Origin of the sequence: Streptomyces sp. NPDC053755 (assembly GCF_040677675.1) — a bacterium.
In the GTDB taxonomy this organism is placed as follows: domain Bacteria; phylum Actinomycetota; class Actinomycetes; order Streptomycetales; family Streptomycetaceae; genus Streptomyces.
Genome location: NZ_JBFASK010000019.1, coordinates 51825 through 65906 on the forward strand (window position 1 = coordinate 51825; position 14082 = coordinate 65906).

Here is a 14082-nt window from a genome sequence, read left to right on the forward strand (position 1 = left end):
ATCGCAAGGACTTGCAACCTCGTGAGGCTCTGCTGGGCCGTTTGACATGCGGTTTTCTCCGCGCGGATGCTTCATGGCTGAAAAGTCATTCAGAGATTTGCGCAAGTTCTTCCAAGGTCGCCAGGATGGAGGCATGACAAACCTGACCCTTACGGCGCGCGCGTCGCGCTTCGTCGCCCTCGGCGCCGCGCTTGCGCTCGGCCTGCCGGCTCCTCTGGTCGTCGCCACGTCCGCACAGGCGGCACCCTCGTCCGCGCCTCCCGAGTGCGTGGAGTACTACTCGAGCTGGCGCTACACCTCGGTCGTCAACAGCTGTGCCCTCGCGGTCGCCGTCACCGTCGCATACGCAGATGGTCAGGTGGCCCCCTGTCGTGTCATCGAGCCCGGGGGAGTGGCGACCTTCGCGGGTTACGGTCCGCAGCTCAACTACGTCACAGGGCTGCGGACGTGCGAGTCCGACCCGAGCACTCCGCTCGCAGCCTGAGCCCTTCGGCTGGGAGCGGGCCGTCAGGCCGTCCCGGGTGAAGAGCGTCGTTGTTCCTGTGGCGAGTATGCGGCGACTGTGCGGCGGTTTGTACGTGCCTGACCGTGCCATCGGCCAAGGGGTCAGGCTGTGTCGGCCGGCTTGGCCTCGCGGTAGCGGCTGCCTCGCTCGCGCAAGGGGGTAGAGGCTGCGCTCGGGTGTGGTGAGGCCCGAAGGGTCGGCCGTTCGCTTCGCGGCGGCCGAGAAGGCGGGAGCCGAGGCGCGCGGCCGGAATCGATCACGGAAACTGTCGCGCGCAGAGCCCGGCTCGCACCTCGGGCCGCCACCGGACATGTCGGCATCCTGCGTAGTTTCGACCGCCTGACTGACCGTCACATATGCCGCACCGCAACGAAGTTGCGTTCACGGGGCTTGACGCGCCTGCGTCCCGATGGCTGTATGGGAGCGCTCCCACGCCAAGGGAGCACCCCGCCGACTGGAGGCCCCGTGAATACCAGAGCAGCGCCCCTGCCCCATGCCGTCCTCGCCCTCATGACGGGGATCGCGACCCTGGTCGCGTATGTCCTGCTCGGGGCGGCCACCGCGCAGGCGCGGACCGCCGACGCCGTGGCGACCGGGCTTCACGTCAGCGGCGGGCGGCTGCTTGAGGCGAACGGGAACGACTTCGTGATGCGGGGCGTCAACCACGCCCATACCTGGTATCCGGGCGAGACCCAGTCGCTTGCCGACATCAAGGCCCTCGGGGCCAACAGCGTCCGGGTCGTGCTCGCCAACGGCCACCGCTGGGCGGCGAACAGCCCCGCCGACGTCCAGGCGGTCGTCGCCGACTGCAAGGCCAACCGCCTGATCTGCGTCCTGGAGGTCCACGACACCACCGGATACGGGGAGGAGGCGGCCGCCGGCACCCTCGACCAGGCGGCCGACTACTGGATCGGCCTGAAGAGCGTCCTCGCCGGCCAGGAGGACTACATCATCGTCAACATCGGCAACGAGCCGTGGGGCAACGCCGACCCGGCCGGCTGGACAGCCCCCACCATCGCCGCCGTGAAGAAGCTGCGCGCCGCCGGATTCGCGCACACGATCATGGTGGACGCGCCCAACTGGGGCCAGGACTGGCAAGGCGTCATGAAGGCCGAAGCGCGGTCCGTGTACGCCGCCGACACCACCGGCAACCTGGTCTTCTCCATCCACATGTACAGCGTCTTCGACACCGCGCAGGAGATCCGGGACTACCTCGGGGCCTTCACCGCGGCCCGGCTCCCGATCCTCATCGGGGAGTTCGGCGGACCCGCCGACCAGTGGGGCGACCCCGACGAGGACACCATGATGGCCGCGGCCGAGGAGCTCCGCCTCGGCTACCTCGCCTGGTCCTGGAGCGGGAACACCGACCCGGTCCTCGACCTCGCCGTCGACTTCGACCCGAGCCGCCTCAGCGGCTGGGGCGAGCGGATCTTCCACGGCGAGAACGGCATCGCCCGGACCTCTCGGGAGGCCACCGTCTTCGGCGGCGGCACCCAGGACACCCAGCCCCCGACCGCCCCCGGCGCACCTTCGGCCACCGACGTCACCGCCGACTCCGCCACCCTGACCTGGCCGGCAGCCACCGACGACACCGGGGTCACGGGCTACGACGTCGTCCGGCTCAGCGGCACCACAGAGGTCCCGGCCGCTTCCACGGCCTCTGCCGGTGCCACCGTGAAGGGCCTCAGCGCCGACACCACGTACACCTTCGCCGTCTACGCCCGAGACGCGGCGGGAAACCGTTCCGCCCGCTCGGCCTCCGTCGACGTCACCACCGACAAGGGCACCCCTGTCCCCGGCGCAAGCTGCGCCGTCGGCTACCGGGTGGTGGGCGACTGGCCCGGCGGCTTCCAGGGCGAGATCATCGTGCGGAACACCGGCACCACCCCCGTCGACGGCTGGACGCTCGGCTTCTCCTTCGCCGCCGGGCAGACCGTCGCCCAGGCCTGGGGTGGCGCCGCCGCGCAGGCAGGCGGCGCGGTCACGGTGACGCCCGCCTCCTACACCGCCACCATCGCCCCGTCCGGTTCCGTCACCGTTGGCTTCATCGGAACCAAGGGTGCGACGAACCCGGCCCCGGCCGCCTTCACCCTCAACGGTGCGGCCTGCACCACGTCCTGAACTCCCGGGGCGCGGACACTCCGTCCGCGCCCCGGGCCTTTGCGGCCTCGGCCGTCTCGCGGACGTAGGCGGCGGGGGAGCGACCGCAGGAGAACCCTCGACGTCCAAGGAACGGAGTGGGACGGGGCTCGATGAAGGTGCGGTTTCGTGGGGCGCGCGGGGTCAGGGCTGCGCGGGAGGGGGCGTACGACCGGCGCCTCGTGCGCCGGCCCGTCATGCGCGATCGGGCGGCGGACCGGGGGAGGGGCCGGTCCGTCGTTCTGCTGCCACGCTGAGGATGCCTGCGACCGAGTCATCCGACGCCGACGGCCAGCGGACCGACCCTGGACTCCAGCCACAGGGGAAGGTCCAGGAGCCGGACGCCCTCCTGCTCGTCGGGGTCGGTCCGCGCGACCAGGCACACCATGTCCTCCGCGCCGGTGTTCACCGGCATGTGGGGGGTGTCCGCCGGGATGTGGATGTAGTCGCCCGCCCGCAGGGTCACGTGTTCCGTCAGCCCTTCCCCGTGCCAGACCTCGACCTGACCGGACTGGATGAAGATGGCCGACTCGTGTCCCTCGTGCAGGTGAGGACGGCCTCTGGTCCCGGCGGGCATGACCAGGCGGTGGAGACACAGCCGCTCCGCGCCGGCCGACTGGGCACTGATGCCTGCTCCGAACGTGCCGCCCTGAAGGCCCTCGTACTGTCCGGTCCGTACCACTGTGCACTGCTTGTGATCTGCCATACGCGCAGTACAACAGCCCTTCCGCGCTGTTCGAGCGATTCCCGCCAGAAACCTGCCGGGGGTCACCGGAGCCCCGAAGGGATACGCGAAGGACGGCCCGTCCTTCCGTACGGGGCGGATGGTCGCCCTTGGGTGCTGCCGGGCATGTCGACGGCCAGCCCATGCGGTGAGCGGGTGGCCCTGGGCGAGACCGCTGGACGGCATGCACGGAGGGGCCCTGGTGCCGTACGGCACCAGGGCCCCGAAGGAACTGCTACACCATCTGCCGGCCTTGACACTCCGCCGGCCTTCTGAGTCCGCGCGCCCGACCCGGCTGCTGTCGGGGGTGCGGGGATCGCGGTTGCTTGACCGGAGACCACCTCACTATCGATGTCCTGCGGTACCCGGGCTCAAGGCTTCCGCCCGGGCGATCCTGATGGCGCGTGTCCCTCCGATCTTCCTCGTTGATCGAACTGCTGCCTACCCGGTGCGCGCGTCCGCAGCCCGACGCCTTCACCGAGGTCCTGCCACTGCATCAACTGCGGTACTGCCAGCGGCGGCCCCTGATCACTGCGGGCCACCCGGTCCGGTCGTCAGCCCCGTCGCCGTCCTGCAAAACCCTGGCTTCGACACTCCACCACCGAACCGCCCTGCCTACTGCAACTGCGGGTACTGCTGCCCGGCAGTTCATCTCTGCCGGACCTTGCTGTCTCTCTGGGCTACGAGAGAAACCATAACGACAGCACCACTCAATGTCTACTCTCGCCGACATAGATTTTCCTGCGCTCGCCGGTGAGGTAATCGGCCCGTCGCGGGGGCGAGGGCAGACGCGTAGGGGCGTCATCGCCCGGTGCGTCGCACCGTGCCGGTGCCGCCACCGGGCCGGCCGGGGGCCGACGCTGACGGTCGGACAGCGGTCACACGTGAAGGGCCGGCCGATGAGCATCGGGGCCGAGTCCACGAGTCCTGAGGCAACCGCCGCGCGCGCCAAGCGCCCGGGCGTTCCCCGCCTGGGCGAGCCGGTGCGCACTGCGCATGCCGAAGCGTTGCTCTCTTCCGTACCAGCCCCTCGCCGAGGGCCGCCGTACCGACGTGACGTCTTCCGCCGTCCGGCCGCGGGCCAGCGGAAACCGGCTACCGCCGCTCTCTTGATCAACGTAGGCTCTGACCTCGGAACGGGGCCTCGTCGCGGGCCTCCGGGTCGTGAAGAGCGAGTTCGTGGTGCAGGCCGAGACCGTCAAGTCGCTCTCCCGGCCGAGGGCCACGATGACGGGGAGGAGGCGACTCGGCCTCCCGCGCCGCCCGCCGCAGTCGCCGTCGCACGGAGGACCGATGAAGCTACCCCTCACCATCCACCAGGCACGACTCGGCTCCGCGGAGTTCAAGGTCATACGGCCGGCTCGGCCTGTCACCCACGCGGTGCTCATCGATCGCGATCGATACCTGGAGGTGTATCTCGATCAGGAGGCCGCCCAGCGAGTCGGCGGGCTGTGGAAGCTGGCCGCCTCCTCGCCGCGCTCCCTGGTCCACCTGCCGATCCGAGCCAACCGGCCCCCGTCCCGAGAAGCGCCGGACGAGGGTACGCGCCGGCTCGATCTCGTGCTGATGCACCACTCCCTCCAGTTCGCGCCCTCACGGTGGAAGGAAGTGCGGGGGCGACTCGGTCCGGGCCGTCCGCGTACCGTGACGCCGGCCGGCGCGGAGCATGCCGGCGAAGCCGTGGCCGACCCCGACCAACGGCACTACCGGGAGAACCGGGATCTGTTTCACCAGCATCTCCACGCCGAGACCCTGTTCATGACAGGCAGCGCGAAGGTGTTCAGAGAGACCGCCCAGCACTTCTTCGACGTCGCGCGTCATGGTCCCGGCTACGTCCCCGCCCATCCGAGCTACCCGCATTTCTGCACCCGACTCCACTCCGACGCCGGCATCCTCGGCAACGCGCGCGAGATGCACATCGAGTACTGCGACCACTGGGAGTCGTGATCCCCACCGTCGGATCCCGGCGGCCATGATTCAACGGCCGCCTTCCCCGCCCGGTGCGGAGCCACTCGCATCCGGCTTCGTCCTCCGAAGCGACCGCCCCGTCGACCCCTTGTTACCTTACGGCTCGACCCGTAAGGTAAAGGCCATGAGTTCCTCTTCGTCCTCCAGAGGACGCCCCAGGGATCCCCGTTCGCACGCGGCGATCATCAGCGCGACGACAGAGCTGGTGATCGAGGACGGCTACGCCGCGACCTCGATCGGGGCCGTGGCCGCGCGGGCCGGTGTCGGCAAGGACACGATCTATCGGCGGTGGAGGGGCAAGCCGGAGTTGGTCTTCGAGGCGGTCTTCACGACCACCGACGATGCTCCGCCCCCGGACACCGGGACGCTGACCGGGGACCTGACCGTGCTGCTGCAAGGCCTCGTCGACGAGTTTCGCGCGCCGGCCGCCGCGGCGGCACTCCCGGGTCTGCTCGCCGACTTCGCGGCCGATCCGGAACTGAAGGCGCGCATCCGCAGCGACTTCCTGGCCCCGTCGAAGGAACGGCTGCTCGTCGTCTTCGAACGCGCCGTGCTGCGCGGGGAGATCGCGGCCGAAACGCCCGTGGACCTGGTCCTGGACACGCTGGCCGGAGCCGTGTTCTTCCACGTGGGGCTGGTCGGGGAGCATCCCGCCCCGCAGCTGGCCGCACTGCTGGCCGCTGTGGTGGCCCAAGGAATCGAGGTCCGATGAACGGCTGGCTTCTCGCCGCGGGGGTGACCGCGCTCGGCGTGGGCGCCGTGCACATCGCCGGCGGGCACCGCGATGTGGTGCGCCCGCTGCTGTCCTGCGGGCTCGCGGACGAACCCAAGCGTGTGTTGCACGCGGTGTGGCACATGGTGAGCGTCGACCTGATGCTCTCCGGACTCGCTCTCCTGTGCCTCGCCTTGCGGGACGGTACGGCGGGGGCCGGCCTCGTGGCGTGGTTCGTGGCCGCGCACTTCCTCGCGTACGCGGCGGCCTTCCTGGTCGTCACGCTGTCCGTCGGCTGGTCCCGTCCTCTGCTTCGCCTGCCGCAGTGGATCCTGCTCCTGCCGGTCGCGGTGCTGGCAGCGGCGGGCGCGGGGTAGTCCCGCGAGAACGACCGCACGCCGTCGCCCGATCGGCCGGGCGCTTGGTCGGGCGAGGGCGGCCGGGCTGAGCAGGTGACCACCAAACCCTCGCGCGTCAGGCGGGCCTCGCCGAGGGCCACCGAACGGGGGAGAAGAAGCGGCCGGGGGGACACCGTCCGGGGAGCGCTCTCGACTCACAGGGCGGTGGCGGTGGTCGTCCGTCGACCTTCCTCGGAAGCGGAGAAGGTGCGCCGGCGGCCTGCGCGCACCGGCCGGCGGGACTCGTCATCGGGAGGGCGTACGGAAGAGGGCGGGACGCGGAGCGTTCCGGGCCGGTGTGCGGGCCCGCGCCGGGTTCGCGGCTTTCAGCAGCCGGCGGCGTCTTCCACCGTCGCGCGCACCGTCAGAACGGTGTCGACCCCCGTGAGCTCCAGGATGCGCTGTACCTGATGCGTCGGCGCTGCCACGCGCATGTCGGTCATGCGGTGGGTGAGGATCAGCAGATTCAGGAACGTCGAGTCCGCGAAGGTGATGCCCGAGGCGTCCAGGACGATCTTCCGGTGCCTCTGGGCTGCGGTTTCCAGTGCGGTCGCAAGGGGGGTGATCGAGTCCATGTCGTAGGAGCCCCGCGCGACGACGACCCACGCGCCGTGCCGCTCGTACTGCTCCACCGCTGCTCCGTCCACGTGCCCTCCGGTCGGCGGGAGCGTCTCCCCTCTGCGACCGTCGGCGGTGCTCGTGCGCCGAAGTGTGCCGACCGCTTCCGAAGACACCGTGACCCCTCCATGGCTTACCCGCAGGTTCCTGCTTCCTGATACGCGAAAAGTATGTCACGTAATTAGCATCCGGCAAGGGTGCTCCGTAGAATGGCCTGCATGATCGGAGTGCCTGAACCTCACACCGGTTGGACGTTCGTCACCAACCACGCACGCGTGCTGGCGGCGATTGCCGACAACCCGAACGTCCGGATCCGCGACATCGCCGCCCACTGCCGGCTCACGGAGCGTGCTGTCCAGCGGATCATTTCTGATCTTGAGCAGGATGGTTACCTCTCCCACACCCGCGACGGGCGCAGCAACACCTATCGCATACAGCCGGACAAGGTGCTGCGCCATCCCGCCGAAGCCGGACTGACCGTGGCCTCTCTTCTCTCCCTGCTCGTGCAGGATGAGAGCGACCGAACCGCCACGCCGGGCGCGTTCCTGTCGCCGATGCTGGACATGAACGGCGCGAAGCAGGGGTGAGGCGGACGCCGGATCGGCGTACGTCCCCGCTCTGCCCGTCCACGGCGGAACCCCCCGCGGCCGCGTCCAGGCCTCTTGTGTCAGGCCGAGGATTCGCGAGGCGCCCGCCGCACCACCGGGCGTCACAGCGCATGCCGCCACCGCAGGCGTGGTGCGGCCCGCACCACGGCGGCCGCTGCCAAGCCGATGGCTCCGCCGACGGCTACGTCGGAGGGGTAGTGCGCACCGCTGTGCACGCGCTCCGCGGCCACCATCACCGCGGGCACCGCGCAGAGGGCCCCCGCCACAGGCCACACCGGTGCGACGGCACCGGTGAAGGCGAACGCGGCGGCTGTGTGTCCGGACGGAAAGGAGGAGCTGTCGGGGCGGTCCTCGAGATCTTCGGCCGGGACCCATTCCTCGGGCGGGCGACGCCGGTGGTACAGCTGCTTGGCGACCCCGTTGGCCAGCACCTGCGCCACCGCCATCGCGCCCAGTCCCGCGGCGGCGGCCGTCCGGCCGCGCCATCCCCCGGCGGCGGCCATGACCACGGCAGCCCCCCACCACAGCTTGGTGTGTTCGGCAGCCTCCTCCACCGGCGGCAGAAGGCGCTGCGCCCAGGGCGAATCCCACGAGATGGCCCGTCTGGTCAGAGAGCGGTCCGCGTCGCGAAGGTCAGCCATCACTGTCATGAGCAGTCGGTTCCCGGCTCGGGCCGACTCACACCACTGATACCGGCCCGAGGTCCTACGCCGACACCGGGAACTGACCACTCGCGCGGGGACTTTGGAGCCCGGTCCGGGATCGGTACGGCGTGGCGGGGTGCCGACGGCGAGGGGCCACCGCTCACCTGCGCCCGGGCTCCACGAGCTGTGCCGGTTCTGGCGGACACCAGGCACGGCACGGCAGAGAGGGCTACTCCCCGGCTCGGGTCCGGGAGGCGGGGGCCGCCGTGGCGTGCTGCGGCCAGGGGGGAGCAGTCCTGCGTGCTCTCCGGCGATCCGCGTATCCGCGTCTCACCCCCGCCGGGGGCGACTCAGGCGGAGCGCTTTCGAGCGGTGGTCTTCTTGCCGGCCGTCTTCTTGGCGGGGGCCTTCTTGGCCGTCGTCTTCCTGGCGGTCGCCTTCTTCTTCGGCTTCGGCATCTCGTGGACGGTCGCATCCCCGCCGGTGGTCTCGCCGCGGGACTCCTTCGCCTTGGCGACGGACGCTTCGAGCGCTGCCATGAGGTCGACGACCTTCCCGGCCGGCGCGGCCTCCTCGCCCATGGGTTTCGGTTCGCGGTGCTCGGCCTTGGCGTCGATGACCTCGGCGAGGGCTTCGCGGTAGTGGTCGATCAGCTCCAGCTCGTCGAGGTGCTCGTTGCTCATCGTGTCCAGCAACGCGAGCGCGCCTTCGATCTCCTGCTCGGTCAGCTTCACCTCGTCGGGGGCGACCGGCTCCCATGAGCGGATCTCGTCCGGCCAGTGCATCGAATTCAGCAGCAACGCGTCACCCTTGATCCGCAGCATCCCGAGCCGTTCCCGGCCGCGGAGGGCGAATTTCGCGATGGCCACCTTGTCCGTGCGCTCCAGCGCCTTCCGCAGGAGGACGTACGGCTTGGCCGCGACCTGGCCGTCGGCCCGGAGGTAGTAGTTTCCGTCGCCGAGCTGGATCGGGTCGATGCTGTCCCGGTCGACGAAGGCGACGATGTCGATGGCCTTCGCCGTCGGCAGCGGCATCCGCGCCAGCTCGTCGTCGGAGACGGGGATGACGTGGTCCTTGCTGATCTCGTAGCCCTTGCCGATCTCGTCCTGGGAGAGCTCTTTGCCGTCGATGTCGCACACCTTGCGGTAGCGGATCCGGCCGCCGTCCTTCACATGGACCTGGTTGAAGGAGATGCCGTGCGACTCGGACGCAGGCTCCAGCTTCACGGGAATCGTGACCAGGCCGAACGACACCGCTCCGGACCAGACGGGACGACCGGGCATCAGCACCTCCAGGAGCCCCCCTGGGGTTCTGATCACAGGCTATGCAGATCACGCGCGTGATCGCACCCCCTTCTCGGACGATGGGTCGGCCAGGCCCCGGGCCGGTCCGGGGCGGTCTCTACCCCCGAACCGCGGCCGCCCGACGGCTGCCGGGTAGGACGTTGCCCCGCCCCCGGCGGTGGATCTGCCGGAGGCGGGGCGTCGCCGGGGCCGAACGCCACGTGGACGATCGAGCAGTCGCCTTCGCGGCGGGCCGTCGCACTACGCCACGGCGGTGAGGGTCACGGGTACTCGTACGTCGTGCACTGGCGCAATCCGGCCCAGTAGTTCTCGGACCCGCCGAAGTAGACCGCCGGGACCCAACCCCATCGGCCGTTGTCGGCCATGGTGATCGCCCAGTCCCTCGTGGTGTACCCGTGCGCCGAATAGGGGTCCGTGAGGCTGCTCGAGCGGCAGACGAACCAGTTGCCGCTGCCCGCGTACACGAGGTTGCCCACGAGCTGCCTGGAGTTGTACGGGTTGTTGTACACGGGTGTGTTCGATTTCCAGATCGGACAGTACTGAACCTGGCTGACGTTGAAGCTGTAGCCGAGGTCCATGTGCGCGACCAGCCGCTTGGCGACCGGGGAACCGCATGTGGTGGCCGCGTGCGCCGGCGAGCCCAAGCCCACCAGAGAGATCGACCCGACGGCGAGAGCGGCGACGGTCGCCGCGCTTCTCACCATGGGACGCCTCAGCGCCGAGAGGGCGCGTCGCACCATGCCGACATGCCGGCGCCGTCCAGTGACCTGCATGATTCCTCCCCCTGTGTAGACCGTGCGACGGCAGGTTAACGAGGGCCGCGAGTCCGCGCAGTACGAAGATGAGCCATTGACGGTGCCGCTCTTGCGTCATCTGGTCCTGGTGAACGCACGGCGGTGGGGCGCGAGCGGTGCCGCCTGACGTCACGGCGGCGGCCGGACCGCTGAACGGGGCTGTCCCGGACGACTCCGACGCCGCGATCACACCAGCCACATCGAGGTCAACCGACCCCGCCCCAGGCTCCCAGGTCACGGCCGCAGCAAGGCGTGAAACACTCCCCGGTATGGGAGAGCCCGTCGAGATCGTGCCCTATGACCCCGCTTGGCCAGGCATGTTCGCCACGTGGGGCGTGGGCTTACGGGCGGCCCTCGGTGACGCCGCCGTTCGCATCGACCACATCGGGTCCACCTCGGTGCCAGGGCTGGCAGCCAAGCCGGTGATCGACATCCAGATCTCAGTGACGTCGCTGGAGCCGACGGACGACTTCCTGGGCCCGCTCACCGGCATAGGTTTCGTGTACCGGGCGGACAACCCCGAGCTGACCAAGCGGTACTTCCGGGAACCGCCAGGTCGGCACCGCACCCACGTGCACGTGCGCCGGCTGGGCAGCTTCTCCCAACAGTTCCCCCTCCTGTTTCGCGACTACCTCCGCTGCCACACGTCTGCCATGACCGAGTACGCAGCGGCCAAACGGCGCTGCGCGGCCCGGTTCCGTAACGACCGGCCCGGCTACGTCCAAGCGAAAGATGCCGTCGTATGGGACATCATCCGACGCGCTGACGCATGGGCCCAGCGCACGGGCTGGGTCCCCGGTCCCAGTGACGCCTGAGTTCCCCCGGTCACCGCTGAAGCACAGATCGGCGGAACGAGGAGACGACCCTGAGCACTCCCGTACGGTTTCGTGATCTGCCCAGCGGCTGCGTGGGCTGAGCGTCGTCGGCCGTGGCTGCGCCGGGTTGTTGCCCGGTGGCGCCCGCGCAGGCGTGACCAGGAGCGGCACTATGGCCACGGACACGCCTGGCGGGTTGAGGGCGGCGGTGAAGGGGTGGCGGTTCTCCGGGACGGTCGGCGAGAGCGGGCTGAGGCACCGCGTGCATGCTGGAACGTGTGTCCGATTCGCAGGCTGGGTGGCTCGTACACTGACGAATATGGGGGACCATACGACCATCGGGATCGGTGCACGTCCGGCGCCCGTCTTGCGGGAGTACGTCGACGCCTATGTCGGCTTCGACCTCCGCGGGCTCCCGGCGGGGGTGCACTGCGGCCCGCCGGGCCGCGCGCTCACCGCGGTGATCAGCCTGTCGGATCCCCTGGAGGTGGCGGCGGGCGTTGGCGACGGGTCGCCGGTCACCCGATTCGGCAGCGTGGCCGGCGGTCTGATGCGCCGGTCCGTCGCGATTCACCACGACGGACGTCAGCAAGGGGTTCAGTTGTCGCTGACACCGCTCGGGGCCCGAGCCATCTACGGTCTGCCGTCCGCCGAGCTCGCCCACCGACTGGTCCCACTGGACGACCTTCTCGGAGTGCTTGGCGTCGAACTGGCCGACCGGCTCCGATCGGCCACGACATGGGCGGCGCGGTTCGCCACGCTGGACGAACTACTCCTCCGAGCCGTCGGCCGTGGCGCCTGCGGTGACCACGTGCGCCGGGTGCGCCCCGAGGTGGCCGAGGCTTGGCGCCGCCTCGTCGCCGCGCGGGGTTGCGTCCAGGTGGGCGCGGTCGCCGCGGAACTCGGCTGGAGCCGTCGGTACCTCACTGAGCGGTTTCACGGTGAGGTGGGCCTGTCGCCGAAGACCTTCGCCCGGGTCTTGCGCTTCGAGCACGCGCACGAACTGGCGGCGGCGCGAGACCCGCTCCCGTGGGGCGATGTGGCAACCGTCTCCGGCTACGCCGACCAGGCCCATCTCATCCGGGACTGGCGCGAGTTCACCGGCCGATCGCCGACGGTCTGGCGTCGCGGAGAAGTCCTCCTCGGAGCCGGGTAGCCGCCGCCCGTCAGCCCTACTGCTTCTCTTCCCTTTTCTTCAAGACCGCCCGATCGCAGGCGTGGACGATCGTCGGCATGAGACTCGTCGACCACGAACGCCATGCCATGGACCTGCGGACCACCCCCGTACACCTCGGACGGGGATCGAGAGCGAAACCCGTCGAGGGCTTCACCTGGGACCCGGAGGTACTCCAGGCCTACAGCACCGCGGTCGCGGCAGACGGCGCCGAGGGCCGGATGGTGATGATCTTCGACGGTGACGGGCCCGGCGACCACTGGGAGAGCCACCCCGCAGGCGACGAACTGGTCGTCTGCCTCACCGGGTCCGTGACGGTCACCCGCGACGTGGACGGGCTGCCCGAGCGCGTCCGGCTCGGACCCGGCGAGGCCACCATCAACCCGGCCGGGGTATGGCACGTGGTCGACATGGAGGGGCCGACGTCCCTCCTGGCCGTCACCGCGACCCTCGGCACCGACCACCGCCCCCGGATCGACACCCGCCCGACCGAACGCCTCGGCACGCCCCGCCCGGAGGAAGCGCCGTGACGACACGCATCGCGTGCCTCGGCGACAGCCTCACCCGCGCGCAGTTCAGCGTCGACTACCTGGATCTTCTCGGACGACGCCACCCTCCCGGTGACGTGCGGCTCGCCCGGTTCGGCGCCAACGGCGACTTCGCCCACAATCTCTTGCAGCGCCTCGATGCCGTCGTCATGGATCCACCCGATGTGATCACCGTGTTGATCGGGACCAACGACGCCCGAGCGAGCCTTGACGGCTACCCGGTGCAGCAGGCCATGAAGCGCAAGAAGCTCCCTGACCGCCCGTCGGCCGGCTGGTTCCGACAGTGCCTGGGAGCCGTCGTCGCGCGGCTGCGAGCGGAGACCGACGCGACGATCGGCCTGCTGTCGCTACCGGTGCTCGGCCAGCGACTCGACGGAGCAGCGGCACAGGCGTCGCGAACCTACAGCCGGATGATCGCCGACGTCGCCGCCATTCATGAGGTGGCCTACCTTCCGCTCCATGAACGCCAGTTGGAGGAACTGCGCCAAGCCGACCCACCGCCGATCCCATACCGGGAGGTGTCGCCCGCAGCGGTCGTCGGCGTCCTCGCCCAGCACGCAGTGCTGCGCCGCAGCCTCGACACGATCTCGCGGCGTCGAGGCCTCGTGCTCACGACCGACCACATCCACCAGAACAGCCGCGGTGCCACTCTGATCGCTGAGGTCATCGACGCGGGTCTGCTGACCCGTGACGCGTAGCCGGCTCCGGCGCGCGGCCAGTCGGATGCCATCGACCGCGCGGAGGTGGCATGGCTTCGGGCGGCGGCCCGGTTCCGATGGGTGAGACACCGTGTGCCGCTCGTCCGAGGCCGGCCGTCTCGGCGCTCCCTCGCGCCGAGGCCCGCGACCACATCGCCGACACCGGTACGGACTAACGCGGTCAGCCCGGGTGCCTCGGAGTCCTGGGCGACCCGCCGATGGCCGAAGACCCTCGGATCGGCTTCAGGCAGCGTTCGCCCTCACCAGGAGAGGGCTAGCCTGACGCCCCCCGTCGCAGGGAGTGGTAGGCAGTGCCATGCTGACGCCGACGACTCCGCTCACGGTGATCAATGTGGGGCCGATGCCTGGTGAACGTACGGCCAACCGACCTCCCAGCGCCGGGCCCGTCGCGGGGAACCCTGTCTGTCCATGT

General features: G+C 70.1%; 15 protein-coding genes. 10 read left to right on the forward strand and 5 right to left on the reverse strand.

Translation table 11 applies throughout. The features are described 5' to 3' along the window. Positions 1-133: 133 nt before the first annotated feature. Both AB0K65_RS19405 and AB0K65_RS19410 read left to right on the forward strand, forming a co-directional pair. Positions 134-484, forward strand: a complete 351-nt coding sequence (locus AB0K65_RS19405; RefSeq protein ID WP_365718059.1) for an alpha-amylase — start codon at positions 134-136, stop codon at positions 482-484. A 531-nt stretch (positions 485-1015) separates the two neighbouring features. Continuing rightward, positions 1016-2626, forward strand: coding sequence for a cellulase family glycosylhydrolase (locus AB0K65_RS19410; protein WP_365718245.1), 1611 nt, complete (start codon positions 1016-1018; stop codon positions 2624-2626). A 292-nt stretch (positions 2627-2918) separates the two neighbouring features. Here the strand turns inward: AB0K65_RS19410 and AB0K65_RS19415 are convergent, their stop codons facing one another. Further along, entirely contained in the window at positions 2919-3350 is a 432-nt protein-coding gene (locus AB0K65_RS19415; RefSeq protein WP_365718061.1) for a cupin domain-containing protein, read from the reverse strand. 1197 nt (positions 3351-4547) lie between these two features. Here AB0K65_RS19415 and AB0K65_RS19420 point away from each other — a divergent pair. The 3 genes from AB0K65_RS19420 (at position 4548) to AB0K65_RS19430 (ending at position 6425) form a co-directional block, all read left to right on the forward strand. Further along, the gene (locus tag AB0K65_RS19420; RefSeq protein ID WP_365718063.1) at positions 4548-5315 is read left to right on the forward strand and encodes a hypothetical protein; all 768 of its coding nucleotides are present in this window, start codon (positions 4548-4550) and stop codon (positions 5313-5315) included. Between the two features lie 145 nt (positions 5316-5460). Then, positions 5461-6048, forward strand: coding sequence for a TetR/AcrR family transcriptional regulator (locus AB0K65_RS19425; RefSeq protein ID WP_365718065.1), 588 nt, complete (start codon positions 5461-5463; stop codon positions 6046-6048). Continuing rightward, positions 6045-6425 carry a hypothetical protein gene (locus tag AB0K65_RS19430; RefSeq protein WP_365718067.1) on the forward strand — a complete coding sequence of 127 codons (381 nt, stop codon included), beginning with the start codon at positions 6045-6047 and terminating at the stop codon, positions 6423-6425. Before AB0K65_RS19425 ends, AB0K65_RS19430 begins: the two co-directional genes overlap by 4 nt. 347 nt (positions 6426-6772) lie before the next feature. Here the strand turns inward: AB0K65_RS19430 and AB0K65_RS19435 are convergent, their stop codons facing one another. Next, positions 6773-7078: an STAS domain-containing protein gene (locus AB0K65_RS19435; protein WP_365718069.1), complete on the reverse strand. Its 306-nt coding sequence runs from the start codon at positions 7076-7078 to the stop codon at positions 6773-6775. 204 nt (positions 7079-7282) lie between these two features. Between AB0K65_RS19435 and AB0K65_RS19440 the strand changes: the two genes are divergently transcribed. Beyond that, a complete protein-coding gene (locus AB0K65_RS19440) occupies positions 7283-7651 on the forward strand; it encodes a helix-turn-helix domain-containing protein (protein ID WP_365718071.1) in 369 nt (122 codons plus the stop codon). A 122-nt stretch (positions 7652-7773) separates the two neighbouring features. On the opposite strand, the gene AB0K65_RS19445 is transcribed toward AB0K65_RS19440, so the two are convergent. The 3 genes from AB0K65_RS19445 to AB0K65_RS19455 all read right to left on the reverse strand — a co-directional run bounded on the left by AB0K65_RS19445 (position 7774) and on the right by AB0K65_RS19455 (position 10393). After that, on the reverse strand, positions 7774-8322 hold the full coding sequence (locus AB0K65_RS19445) for a phosphatase PAP2 family protein (protein WP_365718073.1): 549 nt from the start codon (positions 8320-8322) through the stop codon (positions 7774-7776). Between the two features lie 344 nt (positions 8323-8666). After that, positions 8667-9599: a Ku protein gene (locus AB0K65_RS19450; protein WP_365718075.1), complete on the reverse strand. Its 933-nt coding sequence runs from the start codon at positions 9597-9599 to the stop codon at positions 8667-8669. A gap of 281 nt (positions 9600-9880) precedes the next feature. After that, positions 9881-10393, reverse strand: coding sequence for a hypothetical protein (locus tag AB0K65_RS19455; protein ID WP_365718077.1), 513 nt, complete (start codon positions 10391-10393; stop codon positions 9881-9883). A 290-nt stretch (positions 10394-10683) separates the two neighbouring features. Between AB0K65_RS19455 and AB0K65_RS19460 the strand changes: the two genes are divergently transcribed. The 4 genes from AB0K65_RS19460 to AB0K65_RS19475 all read left to right on the forward strand — a co-directional run bounded on the left by AB0K65_RS19460 (position 10684) and on the right by AB0K65_RS19475 (position 13649). Beyond that, positions 10684-11229, forward strand: coding sequence for a GrpB family protein (locus AB0K65_RS19460; protein WP_365718079.1), 546 nt, complete (start codon positions 10684-10686; stop codon positions 11227-11229). 319 nt (positions 11230-11548) lie between these two features. Continuing rightward, positions 11549-12385, forward strand: coding sequence for a helix-turn-helix domain-containing protein (locus AB0K65_RS19465; protein ID WP_365718081.1), 837 nt, complete (start codon positions 11549-11551; stop codon positions 12383-12385). Between the two features lie 77 nt (positions 12386-12462). Beyond that, positions 12463-12933, forward strand: coding sequence for a cupin domain-containing protein (locus AB0K65_RS19470; RefSeq protein ID WP_365718083.1), 471 nt, complete (start codon positions 12463-12465; stop codon positions 12931-12933). Then, positions 12930-13649 (forward strand): GDSL-type esterase/lipase family protein, encoded by a 720-nt coding sequence (locus tag AB0K65_RS19475; RefSeq protein ID WP_365718085.1) that lies wholly within the window; start codon positions 12930-12932, stop codon positions 13647-13649. Before AB0K65_RS19470 ends, AB0K65_RS19475 begins: the two co-directional genes overlap by 4 nt. Positions 13650-14082: the final 433 nt, after the last annotated feature.